18 protein-coding genes and 1 pseudogene are annotated in these 16065 nt (G+C 70.0%); 15 read left to right on the forward strand and 4 right to left on the reverse strand.

Annotated features, from left to right (window positions below):
- Positions 1-328: 328 nt before the first annotated feature.
- The 9 genes from C2L58_RS30495 (at position 329) to C2L58_RS30530 (ending at position 6442) form a co-directional block, all read left to right on the forward strand.
- A complete protein-coding gene (locus C2L58_RS30495; protein ID WP_146073711.1) occupies positions 329-757 on the forward strand; it encodes a hypothetical protein in 429 nt (142 codons plus the stop codon).
- A 325-nt stretch (positions 758-1082) separates the two neighbouring features.
- Positions 1083-1319, forward strand: a complete 237-nt coding sequence (locus C2L58_RS50815; protein ID WP_233226028.1) for a hypothetical protein — start codon at positions 1083-1085, stop codon at positions 1317-1319.
- A gap of 88 nt (positions 1320-1407) precedes the next feature.
- Positions 1408-1881, forward strand: a complete 474-nt coding sequence (locus C2L58_RS50820; RefSeq protein WP_233226029.1) for a hypothetical protein — start codon at positions 1408-1410, stop codon at positions 1879-1881.
- A gap of 30 nt (positions 1882-1911) precedes the next feature.
- Positions 1912-2250 (forward strand): hypothetical protein, encoded by a 339-nt coding sequence (locus C2L58_RS50825; RefSeq protein WP_233226030.1) that lies wholly within the window; start codon positions 1912-1914, stop codon positions 2248-2250.
- Between the two features lie 326 nt (positions 2251-2576).
- A complete protein-coding gene (locus C2L58_RS30510; RefSeq protein WP_103341130.1) occupies positions 2577-3089 on the forward strand; it encodes an RNA polymerase sigma factor in 513 nt (170 codons plus the stop codon).
- Positions 3089-3778, forward strand: coding sequence for a hypothetical protein (locus C2L58_RS30515; RefSeq protein ID WP_103341131.1), 690 nt, complete (start codon positions 3089-3091; stop codon positions 3776-3778). The genes C2L58_RS30510 and C2L58_RS30515 overlap by 1 nt, the downstream gene beginning before the upstream one ends.
- Complete coding sequence (locus C2L58_RS30520; protein WP_233226031.1) at positions 3775-4518, forward strand: ABC transporter ATP-binding protein; 744 nt, start codon at positions 3775-3777, stop codon at positions 4516-4518. The genes C2L58_RS30515 and C2L58_RS30520 overlap by 4 nt, the downstream gene beginning before the upstream one ends.
- A complete protein-coding gene (locus C2L58_RS30525) occupies positions 4515-5873 on the forward strand; it encodes a hypothetical protein (protein WP_103341133.1) in 1359 nt (452 codons plus the stop codon). The genes C2L58_RS30520 and C2L58_RS30525 overlap by 4 nt, the downstream gene beginning before the upstream one ends.
- The gene (locus tag C2L58_RS30530) at positions 5870-6442 is read left to right on the forward strand and encodes a hypothetical protein (RefSeq protein WP_103341134.1); all 573 of its coding nucleotides are present in this window, start codon (positions 5870-5872) and stop codon (positions 6440-6442) included. Before C2L58_RS30525 ends, C2L58_RS30530 begins: the two co-directional genes overlap by 4 nt.
- A gap of 108 nt (positions 6443-6550) precedes the next feature.
- Here C2L58_RS30530 and C2L58_RS50830 read toward each other — a convergent pair.
- Positions 6551-6902: pseudogene (locus tag C2L58_RS50830) on the reverse strand (sensor histidine kinase); the annotation flags it as partial.
- A gap of 340 nt (positions 6903-7242) precedes the next feature.
- Between C2L58_RS50830 and C2L58_RS30540 the strand changes: the two are divergent.
- From C2L58_RS30540 to C2L58_RS30555, 4 genes are all read left to right on the forward strand, one after another.
- A complete protein-coding gene (locus tag C2L58_RS30540; protein WP_103341135.1) occupies positions 7243-8634 on the forward strand; it encodes a protein kinase domain-containing protein in 1392 nt (463 codons plus the stop codon).
- Between the two features lie 76 nt (positions 8635-8710).
- Entirely contained in the window at positions 8711-9190 is a 480-nt protein-coding gene (locus C2L58_RS30545) for a helix-turn-helix domain-containing protein (protein ID WP_103341136.1), read from the forward strand.
- Positions 9191-9218: 28 nt separating this feature from the next.
- Complete coding sequence (locus C2L58_RS30550; protein ID WP_103341137.1) at positions 9219-9671, forward strand: hypothetical protein; 453 nt, start codon at positions 9219-9221, stop codon at positions 9669-9671.
- 106 nt (positions 9672-9777) lie between these two features.
- Positions 9778-11073, forward strand: coding sequence for a sigma-70 family RNA polymerase sigma factor (locus tag C2L58_RS30555; RefSeq protein ID WP_233226032.1), 1296 nt, complete (start codon positions 9778-9780; stop codon positions 11071-11073).
- A 209-nt stretch (positions 11074-11282) separates the two neighbouring features.
- On the opposite strand, the gene C2L58_RS30560 is transcribed toward C2L58_RS30555, so the two are convergent.
- A complete protein-coding gene (locus C2L58_RS30560; RefSeq protein WP_199191519.1) occupies positions 11283-11933 on the reverse strand; it encodes a DedA family protein in 651 nt (216 codons plus the stop codon).
- A gap of 310 nt (positions 11934-12243) precedes the next feature.
- Positions 12244-12867: a phosphatase PAP2 family protein gene (locus C2L58_RS30570; RefSeq protein ID WP_103341139.1), complete on the reverse strand. Its 624-nt coding sequence runs from the start codon at positions 12865-12867 to the stop codon at positions 12244-12246.
- A gap of 92 nt (positions 12868-12959) precedes the next feature.
- On the opposite strand from C2L58_RS30570, the gene C2L58_RS30575 reads away from it, so the two are divergent.
- On the forward strand, positions 12960-13877 hold the full coding sequence (locus tag C2L58_RS30575) for an ABC transporter ATP-binding protein (protein WP_103341140.1): 918 nt from the start codon (positions 12960-12962) through the stop codon (positions 13875-13877).
- Positions 13874-14719, forward strand: coding sequence for an ABC transporter permease subunit (locus C2L58_RS30580; protein ID WP_103341141.1), 846 nt, complete (start codon positions 13874-13876; stop codon positions 14717-14719). Before C2L58_RS30575 ends, C2L58_RS30580 begins: the two co-directional genes overlap by 4 nt.
- 18 nt (positions 14720-14737) lie before the next feature.
- Here C2L58_RS30580 and C2L58_RS30585 read toward each other — a convergent pair whose 3' ends face one another.
- Positions 14738-15955, reverse strand: a complete 1218-nt coding sequence (locus C2L58_RS30585; RefSeq protein WP_103341142.1) for an IS110 family transposase — start codon at positions 15953-15955, stop codon at positions 14738-14740.
- Between the last annotated feature and the right edge of the window lie 110 nt (positions 15956-16065).

A 16065-nucleotide genomic window follows, 5' to 3' on the forward strand; every position in this document is an offset into this window, starting at 1 on the left:
AGACAATCAACAGGCACGCAACCGCGGCCTGATCCACCCCACCTGCGAGTCAACCAAACTCGGGGCAGTCCCGTTCGTATGGACGTTTCTCCGCGTACAACTTTGCGATTCCCGTCACTCGTCGCCGCACTCTCTACTGGTTCCTCGACCAGTACAGCTACCTTCTCGCTCGCCACCCCGACCTACCGTTCCACTTCGTCGGTCACAGCAACGGCACCTACATGCTCGGACAGGCCTTGAAGTACGTGGCGTCAATACGCTTCGACCGCGTGTTCCTGGCCGGCTCTGTTCTCCCACCGGAGTTCGACTGGTGCGGACACGCTGACAAATGCAAGTCGGCCGCGTGGTCAACGTCTGCGCGTCCAAGGACAAACCTGTGGCATGGCTGTGCAGCGGGCTGCGCGGCCTGCGCATGAGAGACATCGGGGTCGGCGGCTTCACCGGGTTCCAGGAAATGCCCCCGGCAGCGGAGCAGTACCGCTACTTACCCGGTGGCCACGATGCAGCGCTCGCGCCCGACAGACTCCCCGATATTGCCGCATTCGTCCGAACCGGTGTCGCAGTTCGGCCGCCGGAGCTCGCCGACTCCCCGCCCGCTATGTTCGGCCTGGTCTCGCGCGCCGCACCGATACTGACGTCGTTGACTGCCATTGCCTGGTTCGTGGCAGCCGCATGGCTGGCCTTCGTCGGCCCGCTGCTGCTCGTAGGTTTGGTGTTGATCACGGTCCTGATTGCGGTCGCGCTCATCGTCGCTTGATCTAGGGGCACCGCCAACCCGATGCCAGCCGCCTCGACCATGGGGGTCGCTGCGCGCCTCCAGCGCTGCGGCGACGCTGAGTACCCGGTCGGCAGCGATCCCGCCGACGCCGACGACTTCGGTGACCACCGCCGGTTGCGGATCAGCGTGCCGGTCTTGTCGAGCGCGACCGTTCGGACGGCCTCCACGAGCACGACCAGGGCGCCTCGCCGCGGTGCCCGTATCGGGTTTAGGCTACGCCGGGCACCAGACCGGCCCGGCAGGCCAGGATCCGTGAGCTCACCGCCGCAGATCACGGCCCGCGCTCTCGCATGCCGACGAGCCCGTGCCCACCGGGCCGCGCAGGTCCGTCGACGCCACCGCCGTGCACGGTGGCCGCCGTGCACAGGACCACCTGCGCCGGCTCGGCCAGACCAACGACGTCCCGGCCGATCGCGTCACCGAGGTCCTGCGGCTCACCGGACTCGCCGACGTCGGACACCGGCGGGTCGGCGGGTTCTCGCTCGGGATGAAGCAGCGGCTCGGATCGCCGCGGCGCTGCTCGGCGATCCCGGGATCCTGATCTTCGACGAGCCGGTCAACCGGCTCGACCCCGACGGCGTGCACTGGATCCGCGGTCGCTCCGGTCGACGTCCGCCGAGGGCCGCACCGTGCTGATCTCCAGCCACCTGATCAGCGAACTGCAGCTGACCGCCGACCACGTGCTGATCCTCGGCCGGGGACGGCTGCTGGCTGACTCTCCCATGGCCGACCTCGTCCGCTTCGACGGCGGCGACGTGCTGGTCCGCAACGCAGGAGACACGGCGCTCCCGTCTTTGCTCAGCGCGCGCGGTGCCACCGTCACGCCGGAACCGCACCACGGATTCGCCGTCACCGGCCTCACCCCGGGCGACATCGCCGCGATCGCCGCGGGCACACGGCGTCCCGCTGCTCGAACTGACTCCGCGCCCGCCCTCGCTCGAGGACGCCCGATGAACACGATCCTGCCCGGCCGTGGCCTGCTGGCCGCCGAGTGGACGAAACTCCGCTCAGTGCGTTCGACACCGTTGCTCTTGGCCGTCACCGCGACGCTGTCGCTCGCGGTGCTCCAGGCCCGCTCCGCGGTCCGCGCCTGGGACACCTGAGGACTCCGCGCGCGAGCGGAATTCGATCCCGTGTTCAGTACCTTCACCGGCTTCCAACTGGCCCAGTTCGCCTTCGCATTGCCCGGCGTCCTCGCCGTCACCTCGGAATACGGCACCGGCACGATGCGGCTCACCTTCGCCGCCACCCCGCGGCGCGGCCGGGTCCTGGCCGCCAAGCTGCTCATCGTCGGCGGGATCGCCTTCGCGGCCGAGGAGCTGCTCGCGTTCCTGACGTTCTTCACCGGCCAGGCCGCCCTCGCCGGCAAGCCCTCGACGTCGGCCTCGGCTACCCGAACGTGCTGCGGGCTGTGCTGGGCCAAGGGTTCTACGTCGGCACCGTCGCACTGCTGGGCGCCACAATCGGCATGATCGTCCGGCACACCGCCGGCGCGACCGCCCTCACCGCCGGACTCCTGTTCCTCACCGTCATGGTCCTCAAAGGGATTTCCGACTCCACCGCACTGTCCCGCTGGGCACCGGGCGTCGCCGCGGAGGGCCTGGACCTGGACCACGCTCCACGACCCTCGAATGGCCATCGGCGAGCTTCGCGACGCTCGTCTGCCTGACCTACCTCGCCGCCACGATCACGGCCGCGGCCGTGTGCGTCACCCGTCGCGACGTTTGACCGTTCCGGCCCCGATTCCGCTATTTCGATCGGGGTGAACCGGATCGGTGCGGTGTGCAATAGAGAGGCGATGGATGACGACGAGCTGATCACGGCAGCGGCCGGCGGTGATGACGGCGCCCTGCGGGTGCTGTACTCGCGGCATGCACCGTGGCTGGCGTCCCGGTTGGGCCGGGTGCTGCCGGCCGCGGCGGTGGAGGACGTCCTGCAGGAGACATTCGTCGCGGTCTGGCAGGGCGCGTCGCGGTACCGGCCCGACGGCCGGGCCGGGGCGTGGTTGTGGGGTATCGCGAAGCGGCAAGCCGCGCTGTGGTTGCGCCGGACGGGACGGCCCCCGCTCCCGCCGGTCGACACGATCGCCCCGGAGGACCCGGAGTCGGCAGCGGTCGACCGCGTCGAAATCGCCGAAGCGGTCGCCTCGCTCAGCGACGAGGAGCAACGACTGTGGCGCCTCCTGTTCGAACAGGACCGCTCAGTCGCCGACGTCGCCCGCCGCCTCGGAGTACCAGAGGGAACCGTCAAGAGCCGGGCCTACCGGATCCGGCGCCTTCTGCGAGCGGCGCTACGGCAGGGAGGTGCGTGATGGACGTCGATCTCGACCGCGTGTGGACCCGGGTCGCGGGCCGGGTCTGGGCGACCGGCCCGAGCCGTACTGAACGGCTGGCCCGACGGCTGTTGCGCTCACCCGGCCTGGCGAAAGCCCTGGTCGTCACGCCGTCACTGCTGCGGTCGTGGCTGGTGGCCACCGTGGTGGTGCTGACGGTCGGGGTGGTCGCCTCGAGACCTGCCGGCACGGCGCTGGTGCCTCTGCTGGCGCCCGCGCTCGCCGGGGCGGGCATCGCCTACGCCTACGGCCCGGGCACCGACCCCGCCTACGAACTGGGCCTGACGATGCCGGTCACCGCCCGGATGGTGCTGCTGGTCCGCTCCCTGGCGGTGTTCGCGGTCAACGCCGGGCTCGGCGTGGCCGCCTCCGTCCTCACGCCACTGGCCACCGGCCTCACCTTGTCCTGGCTCGTCCCGATGACTGCCGTGACGGCCTTGGCTCTGGCCACCGCGACCGTCGCCGGCTCGGCGAACGTCGGCATGACCGCAGGCCTGGGCGGCTGGTGCCTCGTCGTACTCGCCGGCCAGGTCGCCACCGGCCGGATCGACGCCGCGGCGTCGGCCCCGGTCCTGATGCCCCTGTACCTGCTGTCCGTGGTGCTCTGCATCGCGGTAGTGCTGCTCGTGACCCGTACGCCGGCCGGAAAGAAACGAGGGTGGTCGTGAACGTCGACATCCAAGGCGTGACCCGCAGATTCCGCCGCACCGAAGCGATCGCCGGGGTCGACCTCGCGCTCGGGCAGGGCGTGTTCGGGCTGCTCGGGCCGAACGGCGCCGGCAAGACCACGCTGCTGCGCACGCTGGCGACCGTACTGCCCCCGACCACCGGGCGCATGCGGCTGCTCGGCCGGGACCCCGACCAGCCGCAAGACCGCCGCTACATCCGCGGCAGGCTCGGCTATCTCCCGCAGTCCCTCGGCTTCTACCGCAACTTCACCGTCTTCGAGTTCGTCGAATACTTCGCGCTGCTCAAAGAAATGCCGCCCGCACAGGTCCCGCGAGCAGTCGCGGCCGCGATCGAACGAGTCCGCCTCGGCGACCGCGCCCGGGCCAAACTGCGCACCCTCTCCGGCGGGATGCTGCGCCGGGTCGGCATCGCCCAAGCCATCGTCAACGAGCCGCAGCTGCTGCTGCTCGACGAACCCACCGCAGGCTTGGACCCCGAGCAACGCCTCGAGTTCCGCACCCTGTTGCGCGACATCGGCGCCGACGCCACCGTCGTGGTCAGCACCCACCTCGTCGAAGACGTCGGCACCGCCTGCGACCAGGTCGGCCTGATGCTGGCCGGCCGGCTCGTATTCACCGGCACCCCCGCCGACCTCACCGCCCGCGGCGAAGGCTTCGCCGTCGGCGACGCACCCCTCGAACGCGGCTACGCCGCCGTCCTCGCCCAGGCACGATCGTGATCCGGCTCCTGCGGATCGAGGTCCGCCGCAACGCACTTCCGGTCCTGCCGGTCTTCATGCCCGTCATGGTGCTCGTCCTGTGGCTCTCGCCGATCAGCCGAAACCTGACCCCGGTCGCGCTGTGGCCCGACCGCAGCACCGACCTGCAAAGCGCCATCCAGGGACTCGGCCCGTTCGTGGCCGGCGCCGCCACCTGGATGGCATCGCGCGACCACCGCCGCCACCTGACCGAACTCCTCCGCTCCACCCCCGGCAACCCGTTCCGCCGGGCCGTCCTGACCTGGGCCGCCACGACCGGCTGGGCGGTGCTCGCCTACCTCGCCACCGCCGTGACGATCTTCGCGATCACCGCTACGCAGGCCACCTGGGGCGGACCTGTCTGGTGGCCGGTCGCCGTCGGTCTCGTCGCGCTGATCACCTGCTCCGCCCTCGGATTCGCGTTCGGCAGGCGCTTTCCCGGCCGGTTCACCGCTCCCCTGGTTGCGATCGGGACCCTGCTCGCTATGGCTGCCGGCATGGAAGCCGTCGGCGACGGAGCGCGGCTCGGCCTGCTCAGCCCGCTGTTTCCCGCCATCGACCTCGAATCAGCGGTCTTCTACGACGTCCGGCCCGACCTGGCCGAGACCCAGCTTCTGTTCCTCGCCGGCGTCCTCGCTGTCGCCCTCGGCGCCCTCGCCCGCACCACCCGCCACGAATGGCACAACACCCGCCGCGGCGGGACCATCGCCGTCGCCGCCGGCCTCCTCCTGGCATCGGCGGCCGCGACACTGGTGATCACGGGAACCACCGACCGCCGCGGGCTGAGCGTACCGTTGCTGCACAACGACACCAGTGACCGATCCGTCGCCTACACACCGGCCTGCAGCACCGACCGGCTGCCCGTCTGCCTCCACCCCGCCTACGCCACCGAACTCACCACACTGTCCACAGTGGTCAACGCGATCGCCGCGCCCCTGGCCGGCACCCCCGCATTCCCCGTTCGCGCCGAACACCGCGCCGGGGAAACCGGGCCGCCACAGGTCACCGGCACCCCGCCCGTGCTGACCGTCCCCCACTTCATCATCCACGACAACACTCTCGCCCCGCCTGCCTTCGCCGAACAGATCGAAACCAGGATCGCGTTGGCCCTGGTCACCACGACTTCCACCCACCCGACCCCGGCCCAGATCGCGGTCGCGACCTACCTGCTGCACCAAGCCGGCGACGAACCCGCGTCCGGCCTGTCCCGCACCCCCGCCACCGACGCGGCAGCGACCCGCCTCGCCGCCCTCGACCCCGCCGCACGCACCAGCTGGTTCGCCACCCACCTACCCGCTATCGCCGCCGGCGGACTCACCCCGCAGGACGTCCCATGACCCGGCTTCTCCACCTCCACCTCGACAGCCGCCGGACTCGCCTCGCCGTCGCACTGCTCATCGCAACCGCCCTTGCCCTGCGGGCGTGCGCGAAGTGGACCCACGGCACCAGCACGCTCTCGCAGCTGCTCCCGATCCTCATCGCGTGCGCGGCGGCAGCCGTGATCGCCGCCGGCACTCGCAGCCTTTTCGGCGACCCCGAACGGGCCAGCCGGCCGCTGCCCACCCTTCGGCTGCTGCACGTCCTCACCCTGCTCGCGATCGCCACCGGAGCACTCGCCGCCGCCTCCGACGACCCCGCCACCATGGTCCGGAACCTCGCTGGACTGACCGGACTCGCCCTGCTCACCGCCACCTTCACCGGCGCACCGCTGGCCTGGACCGCCCCACTCGGCTACGTCCTGATCTGCGCCGCCGAAATCGACCTCCACCAGGACCCGCCCTGGGCCTGGCCCATCCTGCCTGCTGACAACCGCGCCGCGACCTTGCTCGCCGCGACGACCCTCATCGCCGGACTCACGATCACCACGTTGCGCGGCCCACGGGACACCCCTTCGGAACGGCCGTAGAACGAGACCCGACCGAACGCGTTTCGGACTCGGACCGTCTGCGTCCGGGCCTCGACGCTCGATATCACCCAGACGATGTACGGATTGCGAACCTCATTGCCCATCCGCAGCGAGCGCTGCTTCGCACGACCAGGCAGCTTCCGGACGCTGGTCGTGTGCCGGCAGCGTCCGGCCGCGCAACGCCAGGTGGACGTCGTCAGTCACCGGGACGTCGACGTCGGCTTCGTCCGGGTCGTCGCATGGCCGGTCCCCGTGCAGGCCGCGCGGACCCATTCGTCGTCCTGCTTCTCCAGCGGCGAGACCGACTCGAGCCCGAAGTTCGCTCGCCCTTCTCCAGCAGCCGCTGCAGCGGCTCACCGTTCCCGAGCACGGTCCGCGCGTAGGAGGCCGGCAGCGCGGCCTCTGTTCGCGCCCGAGCGGCGGCATCGGCCCGGCGCGAAGCCCGGTCGACGACGAGCGCGAACGCCAGCGGGTTACCCAGCCGGGTTCCTGCGTCCCCACCAGTGGCTGGTGCCGTCCTCGAGCACCCGCACCCGCGGTTCACCCGGTCCAGTGTCGGCGACCGCGACACCACGCCGGGCGTGGATCGCACTGGCACGATCGCCGGGGTAGAACTGAAGATGACCCCGCCGGCCCAGCTTCTAGAGCCGACGGGGTCCAGGTCCGAGCAGAACTCGTACGAGACAATCACCTAGCACCCCCTTACCGATGACCGGCGCCGGCCGGACCGTTGCCGGAAATTCCGAACCGGATGTCCCACCAGGCCGTAGTGATCTCCGGGAAGACCGGATGGGGGGCTCATGGGGCTGGAAGACACCGTGGTCGCCGGGCGGTACCGGTTGCTTGAGCGGGCGGGCCAAGGGGCGATGGGCGTGGTCTGGCGCGCTCAGGACGAGCGGCTGAGCCGCCTGGTCGCCCTCAAGCAGATCGTCCACGAGCTGGACACCCCGCAGACCACGTGGTCACGCCGGGCCGCCGACGCGGTCCGTGAAGCACAGCTGACCGCACGGGTCAAGCATCCGCACGCGGTCACCGTGTACGACGTCGTCGAAGACGACGGCTCGGTGTACCTGGTGCTCGAATACCTGCCGTCCCGGTCGCTGACCGACCTGCTCCTGGAGCGGGGCCGGCCACTGCCCGCCGCCGACGTGGCCGAGTTCGGCCGTCAGGTCGCGTCCGCGCTCACCGTCGCCCACGCCGAAGGCGTCCTGCACCGCGACGTCACCCCGAACAACGTCCTGGTCACCGAGGACGGCACGGCGATGATCACCGACTTCGGGATCGCCCACGCCGTCGGCGACGGCACGATGACCGGCGGCGGGCTCGTCGCGGGCACGCCGGCCTACCTGGCCCCGGAAGTCGCCGACGGCGGCTGTTGCACCTTCGCCTCCGACGTCTATTCCCTCGGCGCGACGCTCTACACCGCCGTCGAGGGCGCGCCTCCGTCCGGCATCGGCGACAACCCGATCGTGCTGCTCAAGCGCATCGCGAGCGGGGACATCACGGTGCCGGCGCAGGCCGGGCCACTCACCGACGTCATCCTCAGCCTGCTGCGGCACGATCCCGCCGAACGACCGTCCATGGCCGACGCCGAAGCGATGCTCGCCGCGCCGGCGCGGGCGTCGAACGCGGCTGCGGTGCGTGACCGCACGCCCCGGCTCAGCCGCCGGCTCACGGTCACCGTAGCCGGTGGGGTGGTCGCGGCCGCATGCCTGACCGGCGTGGTCCTGAGCAGGCCCACGGAAGAAGTTGCCGCACCTGCCGCGGCGCCCGTCCCGACGCCCTCCGGAATCACGGTCGAACGCACCGTCGCGGTGACCACGACGGCAGTCGCGGCCGAGCGCACGGGCCGGGTACGCGATACCTCTCCGCCACCGGCCGCCGACCGGCCGGGCTGTTCCGCCGGCTTCTCCATCGCCAGTTCCTGGCCCGATGGCGCGCAGGCATCGGTGACCGTGCACAACGACCGCAGTTCCCCGATCGCCACGTGGACCGTGACTTGGACACAACCAGCCGGAGTAACTGTCCGAGACTTGTGGAACGGCACCCTGACCCAGACCGGGCAATCCATGAAGGTCACCAACGCGGCATGGAACGGCGTCATCGCACCCGGCGATTCGACGACATTCGGTTTGAACCTGACCACGACCACCGGCAAACCGGGAATTCCTTCGCTGCGCTGCAGTCCGTGACCTGCAGCGCCAGTCTTTGCCCGTCACGCCAACGGGATTGCGTCGTTACCCCGATCGATACCGAGGAGGCCATCGAGTGGTCAGCATCGACAACGTCCGCTACCGCCGGGTCCTGGGCGATGAACTCCGCCAAGCCCGCGCGGAACGCGGATGGACCCGGGAAGAGCTGCGATCCCGGATGGGTGGCGGCCTTTCCCTGCAGACCCTGGCCACCTACGAACAGGGCACCCGCCAGTGCACGCTGATCAGGTTCGTGGAACTCTGCGTCGCGCTGGGGGAATCGCCGAGCGATCTGCTGGCCCGTGCCCACCGCAGGATGGCGGCCGGCCCGGAGACGGGCTTGCGGTTGGATCTGACGAGGATCGTCCACAGCGCTCCACCCGCATTGGAACCGCTGCGCCGGTGGGCACAGAACCGCCTTGCCCTGTCTGCCTCCCCGGACGACGCGAAGGAGGTCATTCCCCCGGCCGCGATCGAGCAGTTGGCCCGGTTGTGCGGAATGTCGGTCGCCGGGGTCGTCACGGCCCTCGGCCAGCTGGCGCCGAGCCCGTGCTGAGCCGGCCGCCCTCGGCGAGGACGGCCGGATGCGGGATGCTGAGCCGGTGCACGTCATACCCGCATCACCCGGCATGGGCCGCTGGACGGCCGCCATCGAGGGTGACGAGGCGATCTTCACCTGCTTCTCGGCGGGGGCCGCGCCACACGAACTGCTACCGCACGTCCGGCCGGGTCGCAGCGTCCTGGTCCCCGCCTCGTCCCTGGCAGGTCTGGAGGTCGCAGTGGAGGCCGTGCTGGCGGCTCGACCCGACGCCGGCACAAGGGGTGGGCACAACCTGGGCCGGTGGAGCCAGGCGCGGGTGGACAGGGTCGCGTACGCTGTTTATTTCGACGGACCGGTCCGCGCCGGCGAAGGTGACGGCTACCGCCCGGTACGGACGTTCTTCGTGGCCCTGCGGGATTTGCGGGGTCTGCGGGTGCGCCTGGCGGCCTACCTGGCGATTCCGCAACCGGAACTCCCGCCGCCATCCTCCCCTTGAACATCACCTTACCGGCGCCGCACCGAAAACCTTGCGCGCGGCAGCTCTTTGCACCACCATCATTTGACGTTCTGCACGTGCAAACGCACGAGCGAGGGGGAAATTGGTGACCGAAGTGGCGCCGGCGGTGGCCGGGACGACGGACGCCCCGAGCGACGCAGCCCTGATCGCGGCGGTCCGCGGTGGCGACATCGCGGCGTACGGCGAGCTCTACGACCGACACCTCCCCGCCGCCCGCCGGGTGGCGGCCGCGATCGCCGCCGACCACGCCGAGCGCGACGACCTCATCGCCGAAGGATTCACCCGCGTACTGCGGATTCTGCGCAACGGCGAAGGACCCGACGAGGATTTCCGGCCGTACCTGCTGACCACCATCCGGAACACGATGATCAGCTGGCGCCGGCGCGACGCGACTATCTCCCCGGTGGCCGAGGTCCCGGACGTCTTGCCCAGCGCGAGCAGCGACGAACCGGTCGGCAACCGGATGCACGCGACAGTCGCCGCCGACGCCTTCGCGGGCCTGCCCGAGCGGTGGCGGACCGTACTGTGGCGGACCGAGATCGACGGCGAGTCGCCTGCGAAGATCGCCGAAGACCTCGGGATGACACCGAACGGAGTGGCGGCGCTGGCCTACCGCGCCCGAGAAGGCCTGCGCCAGGCCTACCTCGACCAGCACGTTCCCGAGGCGCGGCGGCGCAACTGCAAGAACGTCTCCGCCCAGCTGGCCCGGTGGGTGCGCGATGACATCTCCGACCTCAAAGCGCACCGGATCACCATCCACCTCGACCGCTGCGCGGACTGCCGGAAGCTGGCCGCCGGCCTGCAGGAACTGAACGAGGAGCTGCCCGCGACCGTCGCCCCGCTCATTTTGGGCCTGCCGATCATCACGCACTGGCTGACCACGACCGGATCGCTTGCTTCGTCCGGCGCGGCCACGGGTTCCGGTGCATCCGCGCTGTCGTGGATCACGGCGGCGAAGGTGGCCGCCGCGGGCGCGGTCGTGGTGACGACGGTGACGATCGGCGTGGGCAGCTCAAGTGACGCCCCGCCGCCGTACTCCGGGGGCGAAGGTGCGACGACCCGGACCGTGCAAACCGGTCCCGCCACGCAGGACACGGGGGCGCAGCAGGCGCCGGGTGGAACCGGCCAGGTCACGCCGGATCCACCGGGTCCGCAGCTCACCTCAGGCCCGGCCGGCCCGGCGGACGAGACGGCCGCCGCCGGGGAGCCCGGGTCCGGGCAGGCCACGGACTCGACCTTGAGCGACAAGCAAGCCGCGAAAGAGTCGAGGCAGGCCGCGAAGGAGTCCAGGCAGGCCGCAAGGGAGTCGAAGCAAGCGGCCAAGGAGTCGAAGAAGGCGAGCAAGACCGCGAGCTCGACAACGCCGGCACCTCAGGGATGACCGGAAGTCCGGCGAGCGCGGCTTGCTCGAGACGGGCGGCGTTGCCTGCATCGTCAGGGAGACATCACCCTCGTCGCCGACGGAGGACACCTCACCCTCCGACATCGCTCGCCGAATTCTCGACCGTGGGGTAGACCAGCTGATGGTCAGCATGGCCCACCGGTCTTCATGAGGTCGCTGACACACCCTTGATCCATTGTGGATGCGGGTCACTCACGCGAAGCCTTCGATTCACGATGGCTCCGCCACAGCTCCAAGAAAAGCGGAATCAAGGAGACGACAACGATGACCGCGATGATCGGCAGCAGGTACTGGTCGATCCCCGGGATGCTCGCGCCCAGCAGATAACCGGCAAGCGTCACGCCGATCGACCACAGCAGGCCACCGAACACCTGCCACATCGTGAACGTCCGAGCGGGCACCGCCAGGATCCCGGCCATCGGGTTGAGCACGGTGCGCACGATCGGAATGAACCGGGCCAGGACGATGGCCTTCGCGTAGCCATAACGGCTGAGCAGCTCTTCGGCGCGCTCGACCCCGCGATGCAGGTGCGGATTCCGCACCCGCGTCAGCAGGGGCCGGCCGCCGCGGCGGCCGAGTACGAAGCCGACCTGTGCGCCGGTGAGCGCACCCGCCACCGCAGCAAGCAGCACCAGCGGCAACGACAGGTGCACGACGGCGGTGGCGCTCGTCGTGCAGAACAGCCCGGCGGTGAACAGCAGCGAGTCACCGGGCAGGAAGAACCCGATCAGCAGCCCCGTCTCGGCGAACAGCACCAGGAACACGCCGGCCGCGCCGAGATCGGCGAGCCAGGACGTCGCACTCAGCGGGTTCACGTCGACCACCACCGGCCTCTCCATGACAGCATCTACCCGTTATTTCTACACGAACGTAGAAGCGAGACGGTCACACCCCCTCATTCAGAAAGAACGCCACGGGCGACGAACTTGTCTTTCCGGCAAGGCGTTTACCTCCAGCGAACCCTGCGCTTGCCCTGTCCTCATCTGCGTCCGCTGTCGGTAGACATGATTTGGCAGCCCCGCCGGCCAGGCGCTGGCCGCAGGATCGATCCTGTACGTCGTGATCGAACTGCTTTCGATGGCCCGCAAGGCCAATCTCAAGATCGTCACACGTGGCGCTTGTTCCTCGGCTTCGCCACCGAGGCGGTGATCACCGCCGCTGGGGCGTGCTGCGCCGGGCCGGACCGGCTGTCCCGACCAGTACGGACAGCCGTCCCTCCCGGCCCCAGAGGACCAGAGCGGTCAATGGCCGCCGCAGCAGGAGGCCGCAACAGGCCACCGCTACGCCGAGGACCGCGCCGGCGAAGACGTCGTGTGGGTAGTGCGCCCCCAAGTACACGCGCGAAAACGCGACCAACGCGGCCAGCACGAGAGCGACCAGGCCGACTCGCCAGGCGACCAGCAGCAGACCGACCGCCGCCGACACCGCGAGCACCACGTGGTTGCTGGGGAACGAGTAATCCGTCGCGAAGTCACACGGTGCCACCGTCGGCATCGCCGGATAGCGCAGACACGGACGCGGCTCCTGGACCACAATCTTCACCAGGTTGCTCAGCCCGTAGGCCAGCAGGGCACCCAACGGAACCCAGAGCGCCGCGGCCATGACTTCGGCCGGTTTCCCGCGTCCGCGCCACCAGGCCACCGCGGCGAGCACGGCGAGCAGCCCCAGTCCGGCGTCGGTGTAGATCTGGAAGAAACCGTGCAACCACGGCGTGGACCGGGCAAATCCGACCACGTCGAGGTACCAGCCACCGTCGACGACTCCGCCGTCCATCCGAACGCCCCCTTTCCGCTACCCAGCGTTCACCATTCACTTCTACACGAGTGTAGATTGACGGGTGACGACCGGGCAGAGACGAGGGCGGCATGATCGAGGCACGCGGCGTGTCCAAGCGCTACGGTGAGAAGACCGCGGTGGACGACCTGACGTTCACGGTGAAACCCGGGGTGGTGACCGGTTTCCTGGGCCCGAACGGGGCCGGGAAGTCCACCACCATCCGGATGATCATGGGCCTGGACGCCCCCACGGCCGGCACGGTCACCGTCAACGGCAAGGACTACTACCGGCATGCCGCTCCCCTGCACGAAGTCGGCGCGCTCCTGGAGGCGAAAGCCGTCCACACCGGACGAACCGCCTACAACCACCTGCTCGCCCTCGCCCTGACCACCGGCATCCCGCGACGCCGCGTCGACGAGGTCATCGACCTCGTCGGCCTCCACGACGTCGCCCGCAAACGCGTCGGCGGGTTCTCCCTCGGCATGGGCCAACGCCTCGGCGTCGCCGCCGCACTGCTGGGCGACCCGGCGACACTGGTGCTCGACGAGCCGGTGAACAGCCTCGACCCGCAGGGCATCCTGTGGATCCGCACCCTGCTGCGCGGACTGGCGGCCGAGGGCCGGACCGTCTTCGTGTCCTCGCACCTGATGAGCGAGATGGCGCTGACCGCCGAGCACCTCATCGTGATCGGCAAAGGCAAGTTGATCGCCGACACCTCGGTCGAGGAGTTCGTCCGGCGCGCGTCGAGCAAGGTCGTGCGCGTCCGCACCCCCGACGCCGCACGGCTGGGCGACCTGCTGGCCGGCCCCGACGTCGGCGTCACCAGCGTGCAGCCGGACCTGCTCGAGGTCACCGGCCTCGACGGAGCCGAGATCGGCCGCGTCGCCTGCCGTGAAGCCATCCCCCTCGAAGAGCTGACACCGGTGCAGGCTTCGCTCGAGCAGGCGTTCATGGAGCTCACCGACGACGCCCTGGAATACCGGGTCACGGAAAGGCACGCGTCATGACCACGACCCTCGCCACGACCGGCGGGACCGCACCCACGCCCGCCGCACCCACGCCCGAAGACCTGAAGGTCACCTGGACGCGCGTGCTGCGTTCCGAATGGCTGAAGTTCCGGTCCCTGCGCTCGTCCCCGCTGGCGATCGTCGTCGCTGTGGGCGGCATGGTCGCGCTGGGCTGGATCTTTTCGGCCGCCGCCGCGAACCGCTGGCCGGTCATGCGGCCGCAGGCGAGGCTGCGCTTCGACCCGACCGACGTCAGCATCCGCGGCTACGTCCTCGCCCAGCTGGTGATCGGGGTGCTGGGCGTGCTCATCGTCTCCGGCGAGTACGGGACCGGGTCGATCCGGGCCACCTTCTCCGCGGTGCCGACCCGGCTGCCGGTGCTGTGGGCGAAGCTCGCGATCTTCGCGGTCGTCTCGTTCGTGGTCGGCACGGTGAGCTCGTTCGCCGCGTTCCTCGGCGGACAGGCGTTCCTCAGCAGCCAGCACATCGAGACGACGCTGTCGGCACCCGGGGTCTTCCGGGCGGTGGTCGGCGTCGGGCTGTACCTGACGGTGGTGGGCATGCTCGGCGTCGCGCTGGGCTGGCTGATCCGGCACACCGCGGGCGCGATCGCGACCCTGTTCGGGCTTTTGCTGGTGCTGCCGGGGATCGCGGAGGCCCTGCCGGACAACTGGGCTCCGCACATCGTGCCCTACCTGCCGAGCAACGCCGGGCAGGCGCTGGTCACCGTCCGCCCGGACGCCGCGATGCTCGCGCCCTGGACCGGGTTCGCCTGGTTCTGCGGCTACGTGGTCGTCGCGCTCGTGGCCGCGGCGGTTCTCCTCAAGCGCCGGGACGCCTGAGGAGTTTCAATGAGCGTGTCAAGCGACAGTTGCGGCTGTGACCGGTGGTGAGAGATGAAACTCGCGACCGTCGCGCAGCAGTGCCCAGATGACGTCGACCAGGCGGCGGGCCAGAGCGATCAAGGCTTGGATATGCCGCTTCCCCTCGCTGCGTTTGCGCAGGTAGAAGGTTCGAGATGGGCTGTCGGGCCGTCTCATCGCTGTCAGGTCGGCCAGATAGAACACCCGGCGCAGGCCTCGGTGGTAGCGCTGGGGACGGTGCAGGTTGCCGCGTACCCGGCCGGAATCACGCGGCACCGGGGCGAGACCTGCGTAGGCAGCCAGGTGCCCGGAACTGCGGAACGCTGCCTGCAGGTCACCGCCGATGCCGGCCAGCAGCTGAGCACCCAGGATCGGGCCGAACCCGTCGAGGCTGGTGATGGGCCCGGAGTCCGGGTGCTCAGCGAACCGGGCACCGAGCCGCTTGTCCAGGTCCTTGATTTCCCGGTCCAGGTCCAGCAGCTGCCTGGCCAGCCGGGCGATCAACGGCGCGGTCACCGACTCTGCCGGCAGGGCCACGGTTTGTTCCGCCGCGGCGGCCTGGGCTTTGTCGACCATGGACGGGATTCCCTTGGCCCAGGCGCCGCGCTCGGTCAGGTAGGCCGACAGGCCGGCTGCGTCGGCGGCGCGGATGCCCGCTGGGGTCTGGAATCCGGTGAGCAGCACCAGCGCCGAGCGGGTGGAGTAGTCGAACGCCCGCTCCAGCGCGGGAAAAATGCTCGCCAGCAGCTCACGGATCCGGTTGACCCCGCGCACCCAGTCGGCCATCAGGTCTTCCCGGCGCGCGGTGAGCACTCCCAGGTCGGCCACGACCGCGTCGGGGCTGGTGATCGGGGTCAAATCACTGCGCATCCGGGCGGTTTCGGCGATGGTGCGGGAATCTTTGGCGTCGGTTTTGCCTTCACCGGCGAACGCGCCGGCCATCCGGTTGACCAACCGGCCCGGCACCGACACCACCGGCTGCCCGGTGGCCAGCAGCAACGTGATCAACAGACTCGCCGCGCCGGAGGTCATGTCCACCGCCCACACCACCCCATCGGTGGCTTTGGCGGTGGTGCGGGTGATCAGCTGCTCGATCGCGGCTTGGCTGTTGGCGACCTTCCGCGAGAACACGATCTTCCCGGCCGCGTCCACCGCGCAGGCGTGCTGGAAGCCCTTGCCGACATCGATCCCGACCCACACCTTGCCCACAGCCATCCGGCCCGATCCTCCCGTCTTCCCAGCTGCACCCCGTGGACGACCCGCCGGCATCTCCATAAACAGCGACCAAGCGCAGATCTCAATCAGCGGCCAGGGCGTCCAGAACG

The organism is Amycolatopsis sp. CA-126428 (genome assembly GCF_002904335.1).
Lineage (GTDB): Bacteria > Actinomycetota > Actinomycetes > Mycobacteriales > Pseudonocardiaceae > Amycolatopsis.